Source organism: Leptospira semungkisensis (assembly GCF_004770055.1).
Lineage (GTDB): Bacteria > Spirochaetota > Leptospiria > Leptospirales > Leptospiraceae > Leptospira_B > Leptospira_B semungkisensis.
Genome location: NZ_RQEP01000019.1, coordinates 750,794 through 765,648 on the forward strand (window position 1 = coordinate 750,794; position 14,855 = coordinate 765,648).

The window sequence follows — 14,855 nt, forward strand, 5'->3', positions numbered from 1 at the left end:
TTAGCGGATCCACTCTATGAGTTCCCAACCGTTCTTAGAATCCTCATATACGAGTTTTCCTCCGACTTCCGTTTTCAGGAGTTCCAGGAATTCTTCCTTTCTCTCCGTAATCACTCCGCTAAATAAATAATGCTTTGTTTTCAATGCCGCGATCCGGTCCATATTCGCTCTTAAGACAGCGAAAGTGATATTGGCCACACAAAGATCGTATTCCTCTTCCTTGATTAAAGGATGATCGAAGCCGCCCTCTTCTACTTGTAAGAGATCATTTGTAATCTCGTTCTCATCTCGATTGAATACCGAAGAGCGGACAGCATTTGGATCTATATCTACTGCAATGATCTTGGAAGTCCCGAGTTTTGCTGCTGCAACTGATAATATTCCGGAGCCGGCTCCTATATCCGCAACCTTCTTTCCTTGCAATGAAAGAGAACCCAATCGGGAAAGAACGAGTCGAGTCGTTTCGTGATGTCCAGTACCAAAGGCTAGGCCAGGATTGATATACACCGGAATGGAATCCTTTCGTTCGGGGACTTTGTTTTTTTCCCAGTCTTCCTTCTCCCAAGTAGGGACCACCCAAAAGACTCCGACAGAAAACGGCTTATAAAATTCTTTATATGCCTCTTCGTATTCCTTGGTCTCTATCCAGCGAGCTTCCGCAAATGAATTCTCTGCTGCTACTGTCTGTAGATAGATCCATATCTTTGCTTCGGAAGCAGTATCTTCTTCTGCCAGATAAACACGGATTGGAGTATTGTCCGAGATGATTTCTTCTCCCGGTTTTCGAGGTTCCTCTCTGTCAAACAGGATTTCGTAATATCCTGCGACCTGCCATTCATCTAATAAGGCGGAGAAATCTTCCGCAAAGTCTTTGGGTATAGATACCTTGATCTCTCTGTATCTCAACGGATTATCTCAGGCAAGCTGGGTTTCAATATTTCTTCCTCAGGAATAGAAGTCTCTGAAGCTTCTAAAATATATTTACGACGATCCTTCACGATCCAAACCCAAATCCCGACAAATAATGCCATAGCGATCCAGACGCCGAACCTTCCGCTTGGGAATACGAAGAAGTCGAATAATCCGTGTTGGGCCACCGCGAGAAGAAATCCTTTCAGTATATACAGGATTTTTTCTCCGTAAGGTTTATAATTGCTTTTGATCAGAAAGAGTGCGAAACAAAGGTTCACGAGCAAATGTGCATTCGAAGATTTTAATGTTCTTACTATAAATGTGGGAACTCTGTCTTGCTCGTTTGCGGACATGATATATTGGTAATTCTCGATTCCTGCAAAACCGAGTGCAACGAAACCACCAATGATAAATGTCTCCGGCAAAAATGTCATAGTATGTCTGTCAAAAGAGATCAGCAATGCAAGGATCAGTATCAGAATGGATTTGCAGAGTTCTTCCATCATTCCTGCCTTGATGAATGCCAAAAAAACGGTTTGAGAGAGTATGGACTTGCTCACCTTAGCCGTCACGGAAGAAGTCTCGGGCCAGAGAAAGGCGCTCAATTTTAAGACCAATTCAGTAGAGATCCAACCAAGCACTAAGGAAAAAATAATGGCGACAAACAATCGAGTTTGGTTCGTTTTAGGATGAGTATAAACTAGAAAGAAGGCCCAAGGAAGAATACTCAAGACAGCAAGAAGACCTATATTCATAGTTCCTCCATATAGCGTCCGTCATACATGGTCACTAGTTCCTTTTGTAATTCTGTTGGCATCGCGTCCGGATTGATGGCACCGTTCCAGAATAATTCAGTTACTCTAATATAACCTTTCATATTCGGAGGAGGCATCATGGGAGAAAGATTCTCTATCAATTCCAAGGTTCGTCGATCCTGGTCCGGATATACGGAATGCTCTACGAGTTGAACATCCACCACTTCCCCTTCCGGAGTGATCGTATAAGCAACCACGCAAGAATAGTTTTGAGGTGCGCTTCTCCAATAATCCATAAAGGACTCATAGGTTCTCATCTTCGCGGAAATATAATTCGAATATGTAGGAGGAAGTTTCTTTCCACGGACCCGCTTGACTTCTCCTTTTACCCTTCCCTCTTCCGTGGGTTTTTCGTTCGGGAGTTTTTCTCCCATTTCAGAATTAGGAGTGTCCGTGCCTGTGATCACTCCTCCGTTCAAGCCTTCCGTTTCTTCAGGAAGGTTTGGATCTATAAACCAATACTCTACTTGGTTCTCAGGAGTATAATGGCTGTTAGGTCTTCCCTTCTCTTCCTGTTTTTGGCGGCTCATCATGGTGGGGATGATAAGAATCAAACAGAGAATGATGAGGTGCACAAGCACGCTTAACGCTAGATTGTTTGCAAATCCAGGTCTAAGCCCAGTGGTAGGAGCCTTGGCATGGAAGGATCTTCTAAGTAACCATCCAGAGAATAGACCAACGGAGATGAATAATACCAATGTGACAAGCCAAGGCCAGAGAGTGGACGCCCAGGCAAAGAATTGTTTGTCTGAGATCCCTGGCTTCAAACCTAGAGCAGCTAAAAAACGGATCCCGAATGCAGGCTCTAAAAAGGAGAAGAAGAATGTGGCAAACAATAATAGAAGAAGAAGGAATACGAATAGGATCGGGAATCCTCTCCAAAGATTTCCGTTATAGATATGCCCCCATCCAGGAAGGATCATATCTCTGATCTTCGAGTTCCTTTGCTTGCGTAATGAAGAAGGCGAATTTCCCGTTTCAGAAGCGCGGGCATCTTTAGATTGTCTTACGAACCAGGCCCAGGGTCTTCTGAAAATAAAGACCGGTCTCTTGGCGGACATCATTCCGGCTAACGCGATTGTCCAAGGGAAAAAGACCCAAAGGCTCTCGGAGAATACCACAAAGGTAGCCATCTTAGTTCGGAAGATATCGTCGTAGGTAAAATATCCCGTGAACAGGATCAAACAGATAAGAGCGATAAAAACCAGGATCGGATTTGTGATCGGAGGATTTCCTTCTCTCGATCTTAATCTGTTACGAACGAACCTGGCTTGCAGTAAAAGAATAGCAAGACCTGCAATAAATAGAACGGCAAGTACTCCAACTCCGTAAAATTTTGGTTCTTCTGGAGTGAGTAAGACTAAGGCATTAAAGATCTGCTCTGCTTCGGGAGAAAAAAGAAGAAGGAACTCCAACGGATAGAGAATGGAAGCGATCGCAATTTGTAATACGATAGAAGAAAATGCGGTCCTTCGGATTTCCTTATGATGAGGAAATGCAAATAAGACTCCGAGAGGAAAGAAAATACCAAAGCCTATAAACGGGGAAATCCATGAGAGAAAGTTGATCCCCCATGCGACGACTTTTCTTTTTCGGGCATCGGCTGTTAGAGTCGCGAGCATCCTTGTCCATTGGACCCCATCACGTTCCGGAAGCAAACAAGAATTGGCAAACTTCCTGGGAATTTAATACTTTATCGCGAATCCTATGCGAGAATCATTGGACTCATGGAGAAAAAAGAAACCCTAGACGCCTCTCTTAAGGACATCGTGTCCGTTTGCAAACGAAGAGGTTTTGTATACCCAGGATCCGAGATCTACGGAGGTCTTTCTAACACGTTCGATTACGGTCCGTACGGAGCCGAGCTTCTCCATAACTTAAAAAGGCTCTGGTGGAAACACTTCGTTCATCTGAGAGAGGACGTAGTCGGTTTGGATTCTTCTATCCTACTCAATCCGAAAGTTTGGGAAGCTTCCGGACACGTTTCTAATTTTAACGATCCTCTTATCGATTGCAAGAATTGTAAGACTAGAATTCGCGCAGACAAATTCTTAGAAGACCAAAAGGGAGAAGGTGCCGCAACCGGACTCACCTTGGAAAAAATGAACGAAGTCATTAAGGCAGGAAATTTCGCCTGTCCAAGTTGCGGGAATCGAGGCACTTTTACGGAAGCCAGAGACTTCAACCTGATGTTCAAGACTTCTCACGGAGCTTCCGCAGAAGATTCACAGGATATCTATCTTCGTCCCGAGACTGCGCAAGGTATCTTCATTAATTTCAAAAACGTAATATCTACTACTCGAAATAAGATCCCATTCGGGATCGCTCAGATCGGAAAATCCTTTCGAAACGAGATCATGGCCAGACAGTTTGTCTTCAGAACCAGAGAGTTCGAGCAAATGGAAATGGAATTCTTCTGCGAGCCAGGCACCCAAAAAGAATGGTTCTCTCATTGGGTGGATTATTGCCTTCGATTCCTCATTGAGCAAGTAGGCTTGAAGAAGGAAAACTTAAAAATCAGAGAACATGAGAAGGAAGAACTCTCCTTCTACAGTGAAGCCACTTCCGACATCGAATACAAATACGGATTCGGTTGGGGAGAGCTTTGGGGCATTGCTTCCAGAACGGACTATGATCTTGGCCAGCACGAGAAATTCTCCGGAGAAGATCTGAAATACCAAGATCAGGCTGCAAATAAGAAATACGTTCCGTACGTAGTAGAGCCTGCCTTAGGATTGAATCGACTCTTCTTAGCCACTGTAACAGATGCTTATGCCGAAGAGAAATTAGCTGATGGCGAAACAAGAACTGTACTTAGATTCTCTCCTAAGATCGCTCCTGTGAAAGTCGGTATCTTTCCTCTTATGAAGAAGGATGGGCTCCCAGAACTCGCAAAATCTATTTACGCTGATCTTTCCAATCTAGGAAATATGGAATACGATGAAGGAGGCGCAATCGGTAAGAGATATCGTAGACAAGACGAGATCGGAACTCCGTATTGCATTACTGTGGATTACGATTCCTTAAAGGACCAAACTGTAACGGTTCGAGAAAGAGATAGCATGTCTCAGGAAAGGGTCGCAATCTCTTCTCTCAAATCCTATTTTGCGGATAGGCTTCTCTAAGAATTTCCTACGGAGTGTAATCACGAATATCCGTGATGCACTCCGATCCGAAGATCAAAGGATTTGTACCTGGACTAAAACTATCCACTCGGTCGTCGCCTAAAGCCCAATACATCCCGCAGCTCGTATTCGTACAATGATTTCCATGAGCAGTATCCTGGTGATCCGAAGAAAGAGGGATCCCGGTATTCACAAGACCTAGAGCATGACCCAACTCATGGGTCACAGTCATTTGCTCCGCTTTTCTTACCTTGTCCGGAGAAAGGTTATCTTGGAAGTGGTTTATAATTTCCTTAAATACAAAAACGGTAGGAGCTCCTATCCCGAATGCCCCGGAAACAGTAACTGCGATCACTCCCGAATTTTCCGCCAGGGAACCCTTGACGAACACTACAAAGAATTTTGCAGATTGAAAGTTAGAATCTTCTGCCTTGTATTTTGGAACGAGTGCCAAGAGTTGATTGATCGTCCAAGTAGATCTTCCCTGGTCCGGAAATTCCGACATGGAGCTTAGATCTGTGGGAACTGTTACGTTCACAGTATAACCCCTGTCTGCGAACGCATTTATTAGATTACTCTCAGTCACGCTCCACACAGAAGTCGTAGGAGCAACGGCAAAATTCCCAGTATTAGGCTCCGCTCCGTCCTCGTATGCAATCTCCACACTTGCAGAGCGGGTGGTTGAGAAATAGACGGAAGAACGATCAGGGTCGCTTAGGATCAAATAATCCAGGGCCAACAGGCCTTGCAAAATGGGAGAAGTTTCCCCTTTTTGATTTTCGCAATTGGAACAGAGTAATATAAGGAGAAGTAAAAGCGCACGAAAAAACATAATGCTTTATTTAGATAACAAATCTAAAGAGAAGATTTGCAATTATTTGGACTTGGGAAGATCCAAGTTTCCAACGAACCTGTAAAAAATACTCCACAGATCAAACCAGTTTTAGAAGATCAAGAAGATGCAAAAAGAAACTTTAACGATTCGGCAAATCCTACCGGAAAACAGAGAGGCAGTAATCGAACTCGTAAACCAATTCTTTCGAATGGTGAATCGTTTTCAACTAGATGGAGTCTTTCGGATTCGCCCGAGAGCGGCCGCCAAAATGGTAGATATTTATCTCAAACTTCGAGGAACGGATAAGATCGTTTTCATCGGGGGTTTTGTGGAAGAAGAACTGGTTTCTATTTTGATCGCAAGGGTAGAAGAAAAACCCTATCTCGAGGAAGAACAGAATCTATTCATAGACCTGGCAATCACCAAACAAGGCAAAAGAAAATCAGGCTACATGAAACCTCTCGTGGAAGAAACCTTTCGATGGGCAAAAGAAAAAGGGATCTTAGCAATCGAACTCAGAGCAATCTCTGAGAATGAAGGCGCAGTAGAATTCTGGAAGAAGATGGGATTCGATCCGTTTTATGTGAGATTCAGGAAGCTAGTACAGTAATTTAGTTAATTCGATGCGACGGCCCCCACCCATCTTCGGGATCGGGGGGAGTGGCCCGTGGGTTCGCAAAAAAATCCCTATCACAGATCTCGCTTTCTAACAAGAAAAATCCGAAAATTGGAACTGGGCGCCTTATCGCCTAAAAGAGAGATTTTGCGTATTTGGAAGTTTCAATAAAAAAGGGGCCTTACGACCCCTTCTTCTATTCCAGAATTTGAATATTCTATTATTGGAATAAGCGAAGTAGCAATCCACCTTGGTGAACGAAGAACTCCGCAAACACTAAGCTTGTGATCGCCATCAACTTGATCAAGATATTGATAGAAGGACCAGAAGTATCTTTCAAAGGATCTCCTACGGTATCTCCCACAACAGCAGCCTTGTGTTGGTCGGAACCTTTTCCACCAGCCGCTTTCTCGATGTATTTCTTAGCGTTGTCCCAACCGCCACCTGAGTTCGCAGAAGAGATTGCGAGAACCACACCAGCAACCAATGCACCTGCCAGAACTCCTGCAAGAGACTTGATCCCGAACAGATAACCGACTACGATCGGAGTGAGAAGAACAAGTAGTCCCGGAGCGATCATTTCACGAAGTGCAGCAGTAGTAGAAATATCTACACAACGCTTGTAGTCAGGCTTCGCCTTTCCTTCCATGATCCCAGGGATCTCGCGGAATTGCTTTCTTACTTCTTCGACCATGTCAACTGCTGCCTTACCGACAGACTTCATAGTCATAGCGGTAAATACGAAAGGAAGCATTGCTCCAAAGAGAAGTCCTCCGAACACTTCCGCGTTCAGAATGTCCAGACCGTGAGTTCCTGTTCTCGTAATGAATGCCGCAAATAAAGCGAGAGAGGTCAGAGCCGCAGAACCGATCGCGAAACCTTTTCCGATAGCAGCAGTAGTATTTCCTGCGGCGTCCAAGGTATCCGTTCTATTACGAACTTCTTTTCCTAATTCCGCCATCTCAGCGATCCCACCTGCGTTATCCGAAACAGGACCGTAAGCGTCGATAGTAAGTCCGATCGCAATTGTAGAGATCATTCCAAGCGCTGCGATCGCAATCCCATACATTCCTGCGAGAATATTCGCAGTCACGATAGTGATCACAAGAAGAAGAACAGGAACCACAGAACTCTGATAACCTAAAGCCAAACCGTAGATGATATTCGTAGCAGCTCCAGTCTTGGAAGCGTCTACAACCTCTCTGACAGGCTTATAAGAATGAGAAGTATAATACTCTGTGATCAAACCGATAAACATTCCGGAGAAAAGACCTACTACCAAGGAAATGAAAACGTTCCATTTGGTGATGGTTTTTCCGGCGATCTCGAAAGAATCCACCATGTATTTGTCAGTAACGAAATACATTGCAGCGCCTACGAGAAGAGTAGAAACCCAAAGTTGGATTTTTAGGACCTTCTCCACATTTCCTCCTTCTTTCACAGAAGCGATAAAGGAAGTTAAAAGAGAAGCAGGGATCCCGAAAGCGGAGATAAGAAGAGGATATAAAAGAGCGTCCACATTTCCAGAAAGAGCAGAAGCGGTAGCACCGATCACAAGAGCCGCGCAAGTTGCCTCTGCGCAAGAACCGAATAGGTCGGCTCCCATTCCAGCAACGTCACCTACGTTGTCGCCCACGTTATCCGCAATTGTAGCAGGGTTACGAGGATCATCTTCAGGAATTCCTTTCTCTACTTTTCCGACCAAGTCAGCGCCTACGTCTGCAGCTTTGGTATAGATACCGCCGCCTACTCTACCGAATAGAGCCACTGCGGAGCCACCCAAACCGAAACCAGCAAGAGCTTCCATTAGGAAAAGCTTACTTACATTCGGGAATAAGTTGGTATAAAGCAAGAAGAGTCCGATCATTCCAAGAACTGCAAGTCCTACGAGACCGAATCCCATAACTGCTCCAGAGTCAAAAGCGACTCGGAATGCCTTGCTCATGGAAGTCTTAGCCGCTTGTGCGGTTCTTACGTTCCCTGCGGTCGCGATCTTCATTCCGATAAAACCGGAAAGACAGGAGATCAAGGCTCCTGCAACGAATGCGAGAGCAGTGAATAGACCATCATTAAAATCCGGAGTCTCCGGATTGTCCAAAAGGAAGAAGATCAAAACTGCCATAAAGGCGATGAAGAGAGAGATAGTCTTATATTCTCTCACGAGGAAGGCCATTGCACCTTCGGAGATCGCGGAAGAAATTTCGATTAATTTCTTGGATTCTGGGTCTTTTCCGCCCTCTGTGCCAATGGTAATCCTGGTGACCTTCAATGTATAAACTACGGCGGTCAAAATAGCCAGGAAGGCAAAAGACAGAATAATCGTAACAGAATTCATTCTGGGAAACCTCTTGTTTTTTTTAAAATTTCCGATGATTTAAAAAGATGGGATCGAGCTTGTCTAAAACAGTGCGACTTACACTTTCCGTTTGGTTCTTTTTAGTTATTTGCACTATAAAATCGGTCCTGGCCTTGAGTTCAACCTTTTCTTGGGAAGAGCTGATCCAGCAGGCAGCCGAGGAGGCTTTGCGGGGAAGATACCAACAAGCCTTAGAAAAATTACAAATCGCAGACGAGACCGGAGAGCCTAGAGACTTCAGATACTATTGGATCTTGGGGAAGACCCTGCACGGAAAGGGAGACGAATTAGAAGCGCTCAAGAGTTTTGAGACAAGCCTCAGAATGAATCCAGACCAACCAAAGATCTTGCAGGAGATGACGGATCTATATGATTCTCTTCGTTTTCCGAATAAGGCCTTGGATACTGCAAGAGTTCTTCTTGCTAAGGATCCGGAGAATCGAGAGCTGAGATACAGAGCTCTTCTTTGGTCTTCTCGCATCGGAAATTTGGAATATTATAGAGCGGCACTTCAAGAATTAGAAACCAACAATCCTTATCTTGCAGATGAACAGGCCCTCTTAGACGAGATCACCGGTTTTCAAAAAGCAGGAAAATTGGACGACTCCATCGCAAGATGCAAACGCTTCCTCCCCTTCTTTCCGAGAAACAAGAATCTACACAGACTCTGCCTACTCTCTTATAAATCCAAGGATGCAAGTCTATACGAAGAAGGACTGATCCAAAGAGCCGTCATCTTTAGAGATGAACCCATCTATCATCATATTTTAAGCATGGAATATTTGGACCAGAGAAGATTCGTTGAATCTGCGGCCCTGGCGAGAAGAGCATTGCTATTAGCACTTAGAAAAGCACCATTTCCGGATAAGGATTATCTTCTTCCATTAAGAAGATATTATATACAGATCGGTTCTGATTCAGGGATCCAGGCAACAGAGCTTTTGGAAGAAGTCATTCGCAACAAAAAGAACTTAAGCACAGAGGAATGGAGCGTACTCTTAAATCATTCTTCCTATAATTGGGAAGTACTTGCATTTGCATTAAAGGCTCTGCCTGAACTCGAGCCGGACGAAAAGGTCAGGATCATTTCGAGAGAATGGAGAGAATCGTATAAAAATCTAAAATTGCAGGAATTAGAAAAGGATCTCTCTCGTTTTGCCGGCCCCTATCATCTGGACAAGAGCTTTCAATTCTACTTAGAGAACGCTTTGGCAGAATAAAGTGAAATCTATCAACTATAAGCGTTGCCAGGCCGCTGAGTAAGCGCCAATAAGATCTCCTAATTGATATCCAAAGGATCGATCTTCCGGATATCGCCTTTTTATCTCCGTCTTCAACTCCGCAGAGATTTTTTCCGCAGCTCCATGACATTTTAAGCAAACTGGATCATTCACGTAGATTGGCCGCATGAAATAGAGAGATTTTGCAGAGCTGTCAGAAAATACAAAGGCAGGAGTATCCTTGGAAGCAAATTCTTTCCAATCTGCAAATACTTTCCCTTCCCAATCCTTGGGTAAATGATCCGGGTTCCTACTTTTTTCAGACACTCTACGAATAACCAATTTGGGATACGAAGCGGCGATATATCTTTCCTTCTCTTCTGAGAAAGTGCGGCAGGTATCAAGAGATGCAAGGACTCCCTTCTTACGAATTGATTCTTGCAAATCCTTAGTCAAACTCTCCTCAGATTCATAAAAAAGCTTCGCAAGGATTGCTTTCTTTTCCGTATCCTGTTCTCTATTACAAAATGCGAATGTACTCAAATTTATGCAGGCAATCGAGACTATAAAACAGATTTTTTTTAATTGGATCGTTCGGAAAAATTTCACGAAGCAATCCTGTATTTCGAACTCTTTTTGCCAACTAGTATAATCTTGGTTACATATTCGAACATCTATAGTTTTATTCGCAAATTTTTCAAAAAGTGTTCTGTTCAAATTAAAATCCATGGTTTTTTAAGATTTAAAGGAAATTTCAAGTTGATTACAATATTCTAAAGGTTTCACTTGCCCGTTAGCCGTAATTTCTGAGATTTTAATTTAGGAAATTACGAGTTTATAATAGGATAAAGGTTGAATGAAGATTAAATTACTTATTTTCAGCTGTTTTTTATTACTAGGGTTTGTTAATTGCACTGGAGCGAATTTTGGAAACGTCATAGGTGCTACTCCAAACACAAATCCTACTAAAAATTATGGGTTACCTCTAGGCTTAAGCCCACTCGTTACGAAAGGTGCATATCTGATTCACAGCGGGGATATACCAGGTCAAATCGGTTTCAATGCGGAAGTGACTTTAACTGGAACAGCTTGCAGCAGAAGTATCCTCGGCTTAGTTGCTTTTGGTGATTCTTCATTAACAGCTGCTAAAGCAAATGGAAAGATCACTAAGATCGCAGCAGTGAATTATGAGCAGTTTGCAGTGTTAGAAGGTGTTTATCATAGTTTCTGCACTGTTGTTTCAGGAAATGCTGGTTCTATCTCTAGCAATCCTGGCGGTACTACTCCGGTACTCACAGCCGATCCAGCTCTAACCCCTAAAAAAAGATAATCTAAAGATGGCTAAGACAATGAAACATATAACGATCAAAATATTAATTGGTGTAGGGATTATACTTGGTTCTTTCATGAATTGCGCGAATGGACCAGTGGGAGGCTTTATCTATACAGGCACTGAATTCCCCGGAGAATTCAATACTTTGAATAACGTAGCCTCTACAAAAAAAGCAGAAGGTTGTACTAAAAGTGTGCTCGGCCTATTTACCTGGGGAGATTCAGGGGTTGGACAAATCGCTTTAGCAAACAAAATTACAAAAATAGCAACAATCGATCATTCGACCATGTCTGTTCTGACTTTGGTTTATAGAGATTATTGTACGATCGTCACGGGAGAATAACATACATGAAAAAGACAATATTATTGATATTAATTTCCTTTAGCTCCTTTGCTTCGTTCAATTGTGCAACGAGTATCTTACCTGCAGCTATTTTTGCTTCAGCTGAGTATCATGTTTCCGGAACTCCGACGGGAGGACCTACCGACGCAAAAATCCTAAAAAGCGGTAAGTCTTGTAATATTTACTCTATTGTAAATGTTATCTTCTATTCGGGTGGAGAAGGAAGCATTGTAGAAGCGGCGCAAAAAGCGGGGATCAAAAAAATCGCTGTTGTAGACAAGAGCGTTTTCTCGATTTTAGCTCCTCTCTTTTCCCAAGAGTGCGTAATGGTTTACGGAGAATAAAATCTCATCCAAATCTGAAGATTCTTTCCTATGATCATCCGTTTATCGGGCAGTTGTAGGAAAGAATAAGCTTAGATATAAAAAAGCCCGTCCATGATGGACGGGCTTTAAAAAATAAAGATTAAATTTATCTATCTTACTTCTTTTTCCCTTTCGGGGGAGCTTGACTATCTAATACAGGAACATTACTTTCTTCATCGTAAAATTCCAAGTATCCGTTTTGCTTTAACTCTTCAATATCCTCAGTAGATAAATCTAAATCATCAAGGATCCATTCAGCATCTTTCATCGCGTTCCCAAAATCTTCTGGTTCGAAAGCCCGCATAATTCCATCTGAAGAAAAGTAATAACTTGTCCTCCACTTGGTAATTGCATCTGCATTTTCTAATCCAGCTAGATATGATCTGCTAACTTCGACATCAGAACGAACTCCAAGAAAACTCACCTGCACGGTTTGCGGACTTCTGCGAATTGCGGATAACCTCAACAAATCCCGAGCACGAACCTTTCTCGCACTGTAATATTTGTCCCGAACATCTATACCTACTACTTCGAAAGTCCCAAAGATAGTTTTATCCGCTATCGGGAAGTATACTAAGTTAGGCACATACAAGATCAAATCGAAGACAGTGTTGAGTCCCCAATTTGTCGCAACTTGCGCAGCGGCATTTGTGTTCCGGCTTCTATCCTCACCTTCTCCTCTTTGCAAAGCGGTATAACGCTCAAGAGCAGCAGAATCGGCCCGATTCAAGTCAACATCATCCGTTCCATTCCCGAGCGTACCAAAAAAGGTCTGCCGAGCAAAAACGTAATAAATTACATTCGGCACAAAGAAGAAAAGATCACCGTAAGCTCTCAAGACTACTTCCGAAGTTGACCTAAGAGCCAAATCCGGATTATTCGCTTGGAGCAAACGTGCTTCCTGCACTCCGTAACTTATCTCTCGATTCTCGTTATATTCTTTTCCAAAGAACCCGGACGTGACACAAGAAGCCTGGCCGATAACGATTATCAAGAAAATGCAAATCTTAGCCTTCATTGACTGCGATAGCTTTTCCGATGACCGTTACAGTACATTTTTCATCACTATAGAGAAATGCTTGAGTTGTCTCGCATTTCCATTTAAATTTTGGCTGAAGAACTGCGTCAGCACTGTCCAACTTTTCCAAAGCGTTGTAGATAGCTTGCTCTTGAGTGTAATCGAGAGGAGAAAGTGGAGTTGCCCAGGTTGGATAACCAGAGATGCTTCCTGATTCACGTTTATCGCTCAGACCAGGAACACCGAAATTGTAGAAAGTCAAAGGGTAGATTGGAAGTAGAATTCTAGTACGAGAAAAGGAAGCTTCTCCTTTTACGTTACCAATAACTTTGTAGTCTTTTCTAGAAAGCGCGCGAATGTCCAAGAAGGACCCAAGTTTAGCACCAGCAATTTGGTTGGAACCTTGTGTAGAAGTACAATTCGAAGCGAATGCAACGAACGCAATCAACAAAGCAATAATCCCTTTTTTGTTCATTTATTGAATCTCCATAAATTCAAACTGAATTTGTTGGTTACATCGATTTTAGCACCTACCATAATTGAAAAGAAAAATTCACTAAAATGAGATATAAAATTATAACTGCCAAACTTCTGCCTCAAGGGATACGAATCTGGTCAGAGACAACTTAGTTCTATTTTAATTCGGCTTTTTTGTACCTTAATTAGGATATAGAAATGGAAAACATATGACTCTCCTAATCCTACGGAGAACAAACCGATACTTAGGTAATGAAATTAGGCCGAAATTTATTCTTATCTAATTTGTAAACTTTTTATTTTCGAATCGGAATTACGATTTAGCCGCCAAACAAGCGCTTTGCTTCCATTTATACTGGGGTTTCTTGATTGACATAATGTCTCTTCTCGAAGCAAATATTCGCCAATTAAAAGGAAGGAGAGGTTTGTTTATGAAAAAACAACTTCTAGCGATAGGACTAGCAGGACTGCTTGGACTATCTTCGGGAATTTCAGTCTCCGCTGCGGAGTATGGTGCTGCCGGCTGCGGTTTAGGCTCTATAGTTTTCAAAGAAAACAAGGCGATCTTGCAAATTCTTGCAGCTACTACAAACGGCACATCTGGAAACCAAACTTTCGGGATCACCACCGGAACTTCCAATTGCGCAACTGATGGATTAGTTCGTAACGAAAAAGTACAAGAGGTTTTCGTCTCTGTGAACTTCAACTCTTTGGAAATGGAAATGGCTCAAGGCAAAGGTGAGAAACTACAAGCTCTCTCTAGCCTACTCGGATGCACTTCCGACAGCGCACTCGGAGCTTACACTAAATCCAACTTCAACAATTTCTTCCAAGAAGAAACCACTCCTTCCTCTCTACTCAGCGCAGTGAAAGAAGGGATCAAAAAAGACGCAGTTCTTTCTAAGAATTGCAAACTATAAGGAGCTAACACATGAAAAGAATATTAGCATTATCTCTATTTTTAGCTCTAGTTGCTTCTCCTCTTTATGTTGCTTCCGCTAAATACGGAGCAGCAGGTTGCGGTTTAGGTTCCATCGTGATTAGCGAGAACAAAAAAGTTCACCAAGTCATCGGAGCTACCGTAAACGCAACTTTAGGAAACCAGACTTTCGGAATTTCCACCGGAACTCTGAATTGTGAAACTAGCGGCTTCAGCCAAAAAGAAATGGAACAACAAATCTTCGTTCACATGAACTACCAATCCTTAGAGCAAGAATTTGCTAAAGGATCCGGTGAGAAGATGGAAGCTTTCGCTTCTCTTTTGGGATGCTCTGACAAAGTTACTTTTGGAAAAGTAGGAAAAGAGAAATTCTCTGATCTATTCAACCAAAACACTCCTGATTCTTTCTTAGAAAGAATGAGAGCAGAAGTAGCTTCCAACGCAGTTCTGGCTTCCAGCTGCAAGATCTAAGCTTTTTATAAGCATCTAAATCGCCCTTC

16 protein-coding genes are annotated in these 14,855 nt (G+C 42.8%); 8 read left to right on the forward strand and 8 right to left on the reverse strand.

Annotated features, from left to right (window positions below; translation table 11 throughout):
- The 3 genes from EHO59_RS17725 to EHO59_RS17735 are packed head-to-tail and all read right to left on the reverse strand — an operon-like array spanning position 1 to position 3,349.
- Positions 1–906 (reverse strand): 50S ribosomal protein L11 methyltransferase, encoded by a 906-nt coding sequence (locus EHO59_RS17725; protein ID WP_135589766.1) that lies wholly within the window; start codon positions 904–906, stop codon positions 1–3.
- A complete protein-coding gene (locus EHO59_RS17730; RefSeq protein WP_135589767.1) occupies positions 903–1,667 on the reverse strand; it encodes a PrsW family glutamic-type intramembrane protease in 765 nt (254 codons plus the stop codon). The genes EHO59_RS17725 and EHO59_RS17730 overlap by 4 nt, the downstream gene beginning before the upstream one ends.
- Positions 1,664–3,349 carry a TonB C-terminal domain-containing protein gene (locus EHO59_RS17735; protein WP_135589874.1) on the reverse strand — a complete coding sequence of 562 codons (1,686 nt, stop codon included), beginning with the start codon at positions 3,347–3,349 and terminating at the stop codon, positions 1,664–1,666. Before EHO59_RS17735 ends, EHO59_RS17730 begins: the two co-directional genes overlap by 4 nt.
- A gap of 105 nt (positions 3,350–3,454) precedes the next feature.
- On the opposite strand from EHO59_RS17735, the gene EHO59_RS17740 reads away from it, so the two are divergent.
- The gene (locus EHO59_RS17740; RefSeq protein WP_135589768.1) at positions 3,455–4,852 is read left to right on the forward strand and encodes a glycine--tRNA ligase; all 1,398 of its coding nucleotides are present in this window, start codon (positions 3,455–3,457) and stop codon (positions 4,850–4,852) included.
- A gap of 7 nt (positions 4,853–4,859) precedes the next feature.
- On the opposite strand, the gene EHO59_RS17745 is transcribed toward EHO59_RS17740, so the two are convergent.
- Positions 4,860–5,603, reverse strand: a complete 744-nt coding sequence (locus tag EHO59_RS17745; protein WP_246053037.1) for a zinc metalloprotease — start codon at positions 5,601–5,603, stop codon at positions 4,860–4,862.
- Between the two features lie 208 nt (positions 5,604–5,811).
- On the opposite strand from EHO59_RS17745, the gene EHO59_RS17750 reads away from it, so the two are divergent.
- On the forward strand, positions 5,812–6,297 hold the full coding sequence (locus tag EHO59_RS17750) for a GNAT family N-acetyltransferase (protein WP_135589770.1): 486 nt from the start codon (positions 5,812–5,814) through the stop codon (positions 6,295–6,297).
- 226 nt (positions 6,298–6,523) lie between these two features.
- Here the strand turns inward: EHO59_RS17750 and EHO59_RS17755 are convergent, their stop codons facing one another.
- Complete coding sequence (locus EHO59_RS17755; RefSeq protein ID WP_135589771.1) at positions 6,524–8,638, reverse strand: sodium-translocating pyrophosphatase; 2,115 nt, start codon at positions 8,636–8,638, stop codon at positions 6,524–6,526.
- Positions 8,639–8,709: 71 nt separating this feature from the next.
- On the opposite strand from EHO59_RS17755, the gene EHO59_RS17760 reads away from it, so the two are divergent.
- The gene (locus tag EHO59_RS17760; protein ID WP_135589875.1) at positions 8,710–9,879 is read left to right on the forward strand and encodes a tetratricopeptide repeat protein; all 1,170 of its coding nucleotides are present in this window, start codon (positions 8,710–8,712) and stop codon (positions 9,877–9,879) included.
- A 15-nt stretch (positions 9,880–9,894) separates the two neighbouring features.
- Here the strand turns inward: EHO59_RS17760 and EHO59_RS18350 are convergent, their stop codons facing one another.
- Entirely contained in the window at positions 9,895–10,608 is a 714-nt protein-coding gene (locus EHO59_RS18350; protein WP_135589772.1) for a Tll0287-like domain-containing protein, read from the reverse strand.
- A gap of 127 nt (positions 10,609–10,735) precedes the next feature.
- Here EHO59_RS18350 and lsa14 point away from each other — a divergent pair, with 127 nt between their 5' ends.
- The 3 genes from lsa14 to EHO59_RS17780 are packed head-to-tail and all read left to right on the forward strand — an operon-like array spanning position 10,736 to position 11,899.
- Positions 10,736–11,209 (forward strand): adhesin Lsa14, encoded by a 474-nt coding sequence (gene lsa14 / locus EHO59_RS17770; protein ID WP_135589773.1) that lies wholly within the window; start codon positions 10,736–10,738, stop codon positions 11,207–11,209.
- Between the two features lie 19 nt (positions 11,210–11,228).
- Entirely contained in the window at positions 11,229–11,555 is a 327-nt protein-coding gene (locus EHO59_RS17775; protein ID WP_135589876.1) for a TRL-like family protein, read from the forward strand.
- A 5-nt stretch (positions 11,556–11,560) separates the two neighbouring features.
- Complete coding sequence (locus EHO59_RS17780) at positions 11,561–11,899, forward strand: TRL domain-containing protein (RefSeq protein WP_135589774.1); 339 nt, start codon at positions 11,561–11,563, stop codon at positions 11,897–11,899.
- Positions 11,900–12,035: 136 nt separating this feature from the next.
- On the opposite strand, the gene EHO59_RS17785 is transcribed toward EHO59_RS17780, so the two are convergent.
- Both EHO59_RS17785 and EHO59_RS17790 read right to left on the reverse strand, forming a co-directional pair.
- Positions 12,036–12,938 carry a hypothetical protein gene (locus EHO59_RS17785; protein WP_135589775.1) on the reverse strand — a complete coding sequence of 301 codons (903 nt, stop codon included), beginning with the start codon at positions 12,936–12,938 and terminating at the stop codon, positions 12,036–12,038.
- On the reverse strand, positions 12,928–13,413 hold the full coding sequence (locus tag EHO59_RS17790; RefSeq protein WP_135589776.1) for a hypothetical protein: 486 nt from the start codon (positions 13,411–13,413) through the stop codon (positions 12,928–12,930). The genes EHO59_RS17785 and EHO59_RS17790 overlap by 11 nt, the downstream gene beginning before the upstream one ends.
- Positions 13,414–13,846: 433 nt before the next feature.
- On the opposite strand from EHO59_RS17790, the gene EHO59_RS17795 reads away from it, so the two are divergent.
- Together EHO59_RS17795 and EHO59_RS17800 are read left to right on the forward strand one after the other, a co-directional pair.
- The gene (locus EHO59_RS17795; RefSeq protein ID WP_135589777.1) at positions 13,847–14,335 is read left to right on the forward strand and encodes a DUF3015 domain-containing protein; all 489 of its coding nucleotides are present in this window, start codon (positions 13,847–13,849) and stop codon (positions 14,333–14,335) included.
- A gap of 11 nt (positions 14,336–14,346) precedes the next feature.
- Positions 14,347–14,826, forward strand: coding sequence for a DUF3015 family protein (locus EHO59_RS17800; RefSeq protein WP_135589778.1), 480 nt, complete (start codon positions 14,347–14,349; stop codon positions 14,824–14,826).
- The last annotated feature ends 29 nt before the right edge of the window (positions 14,827–14,855 follow it).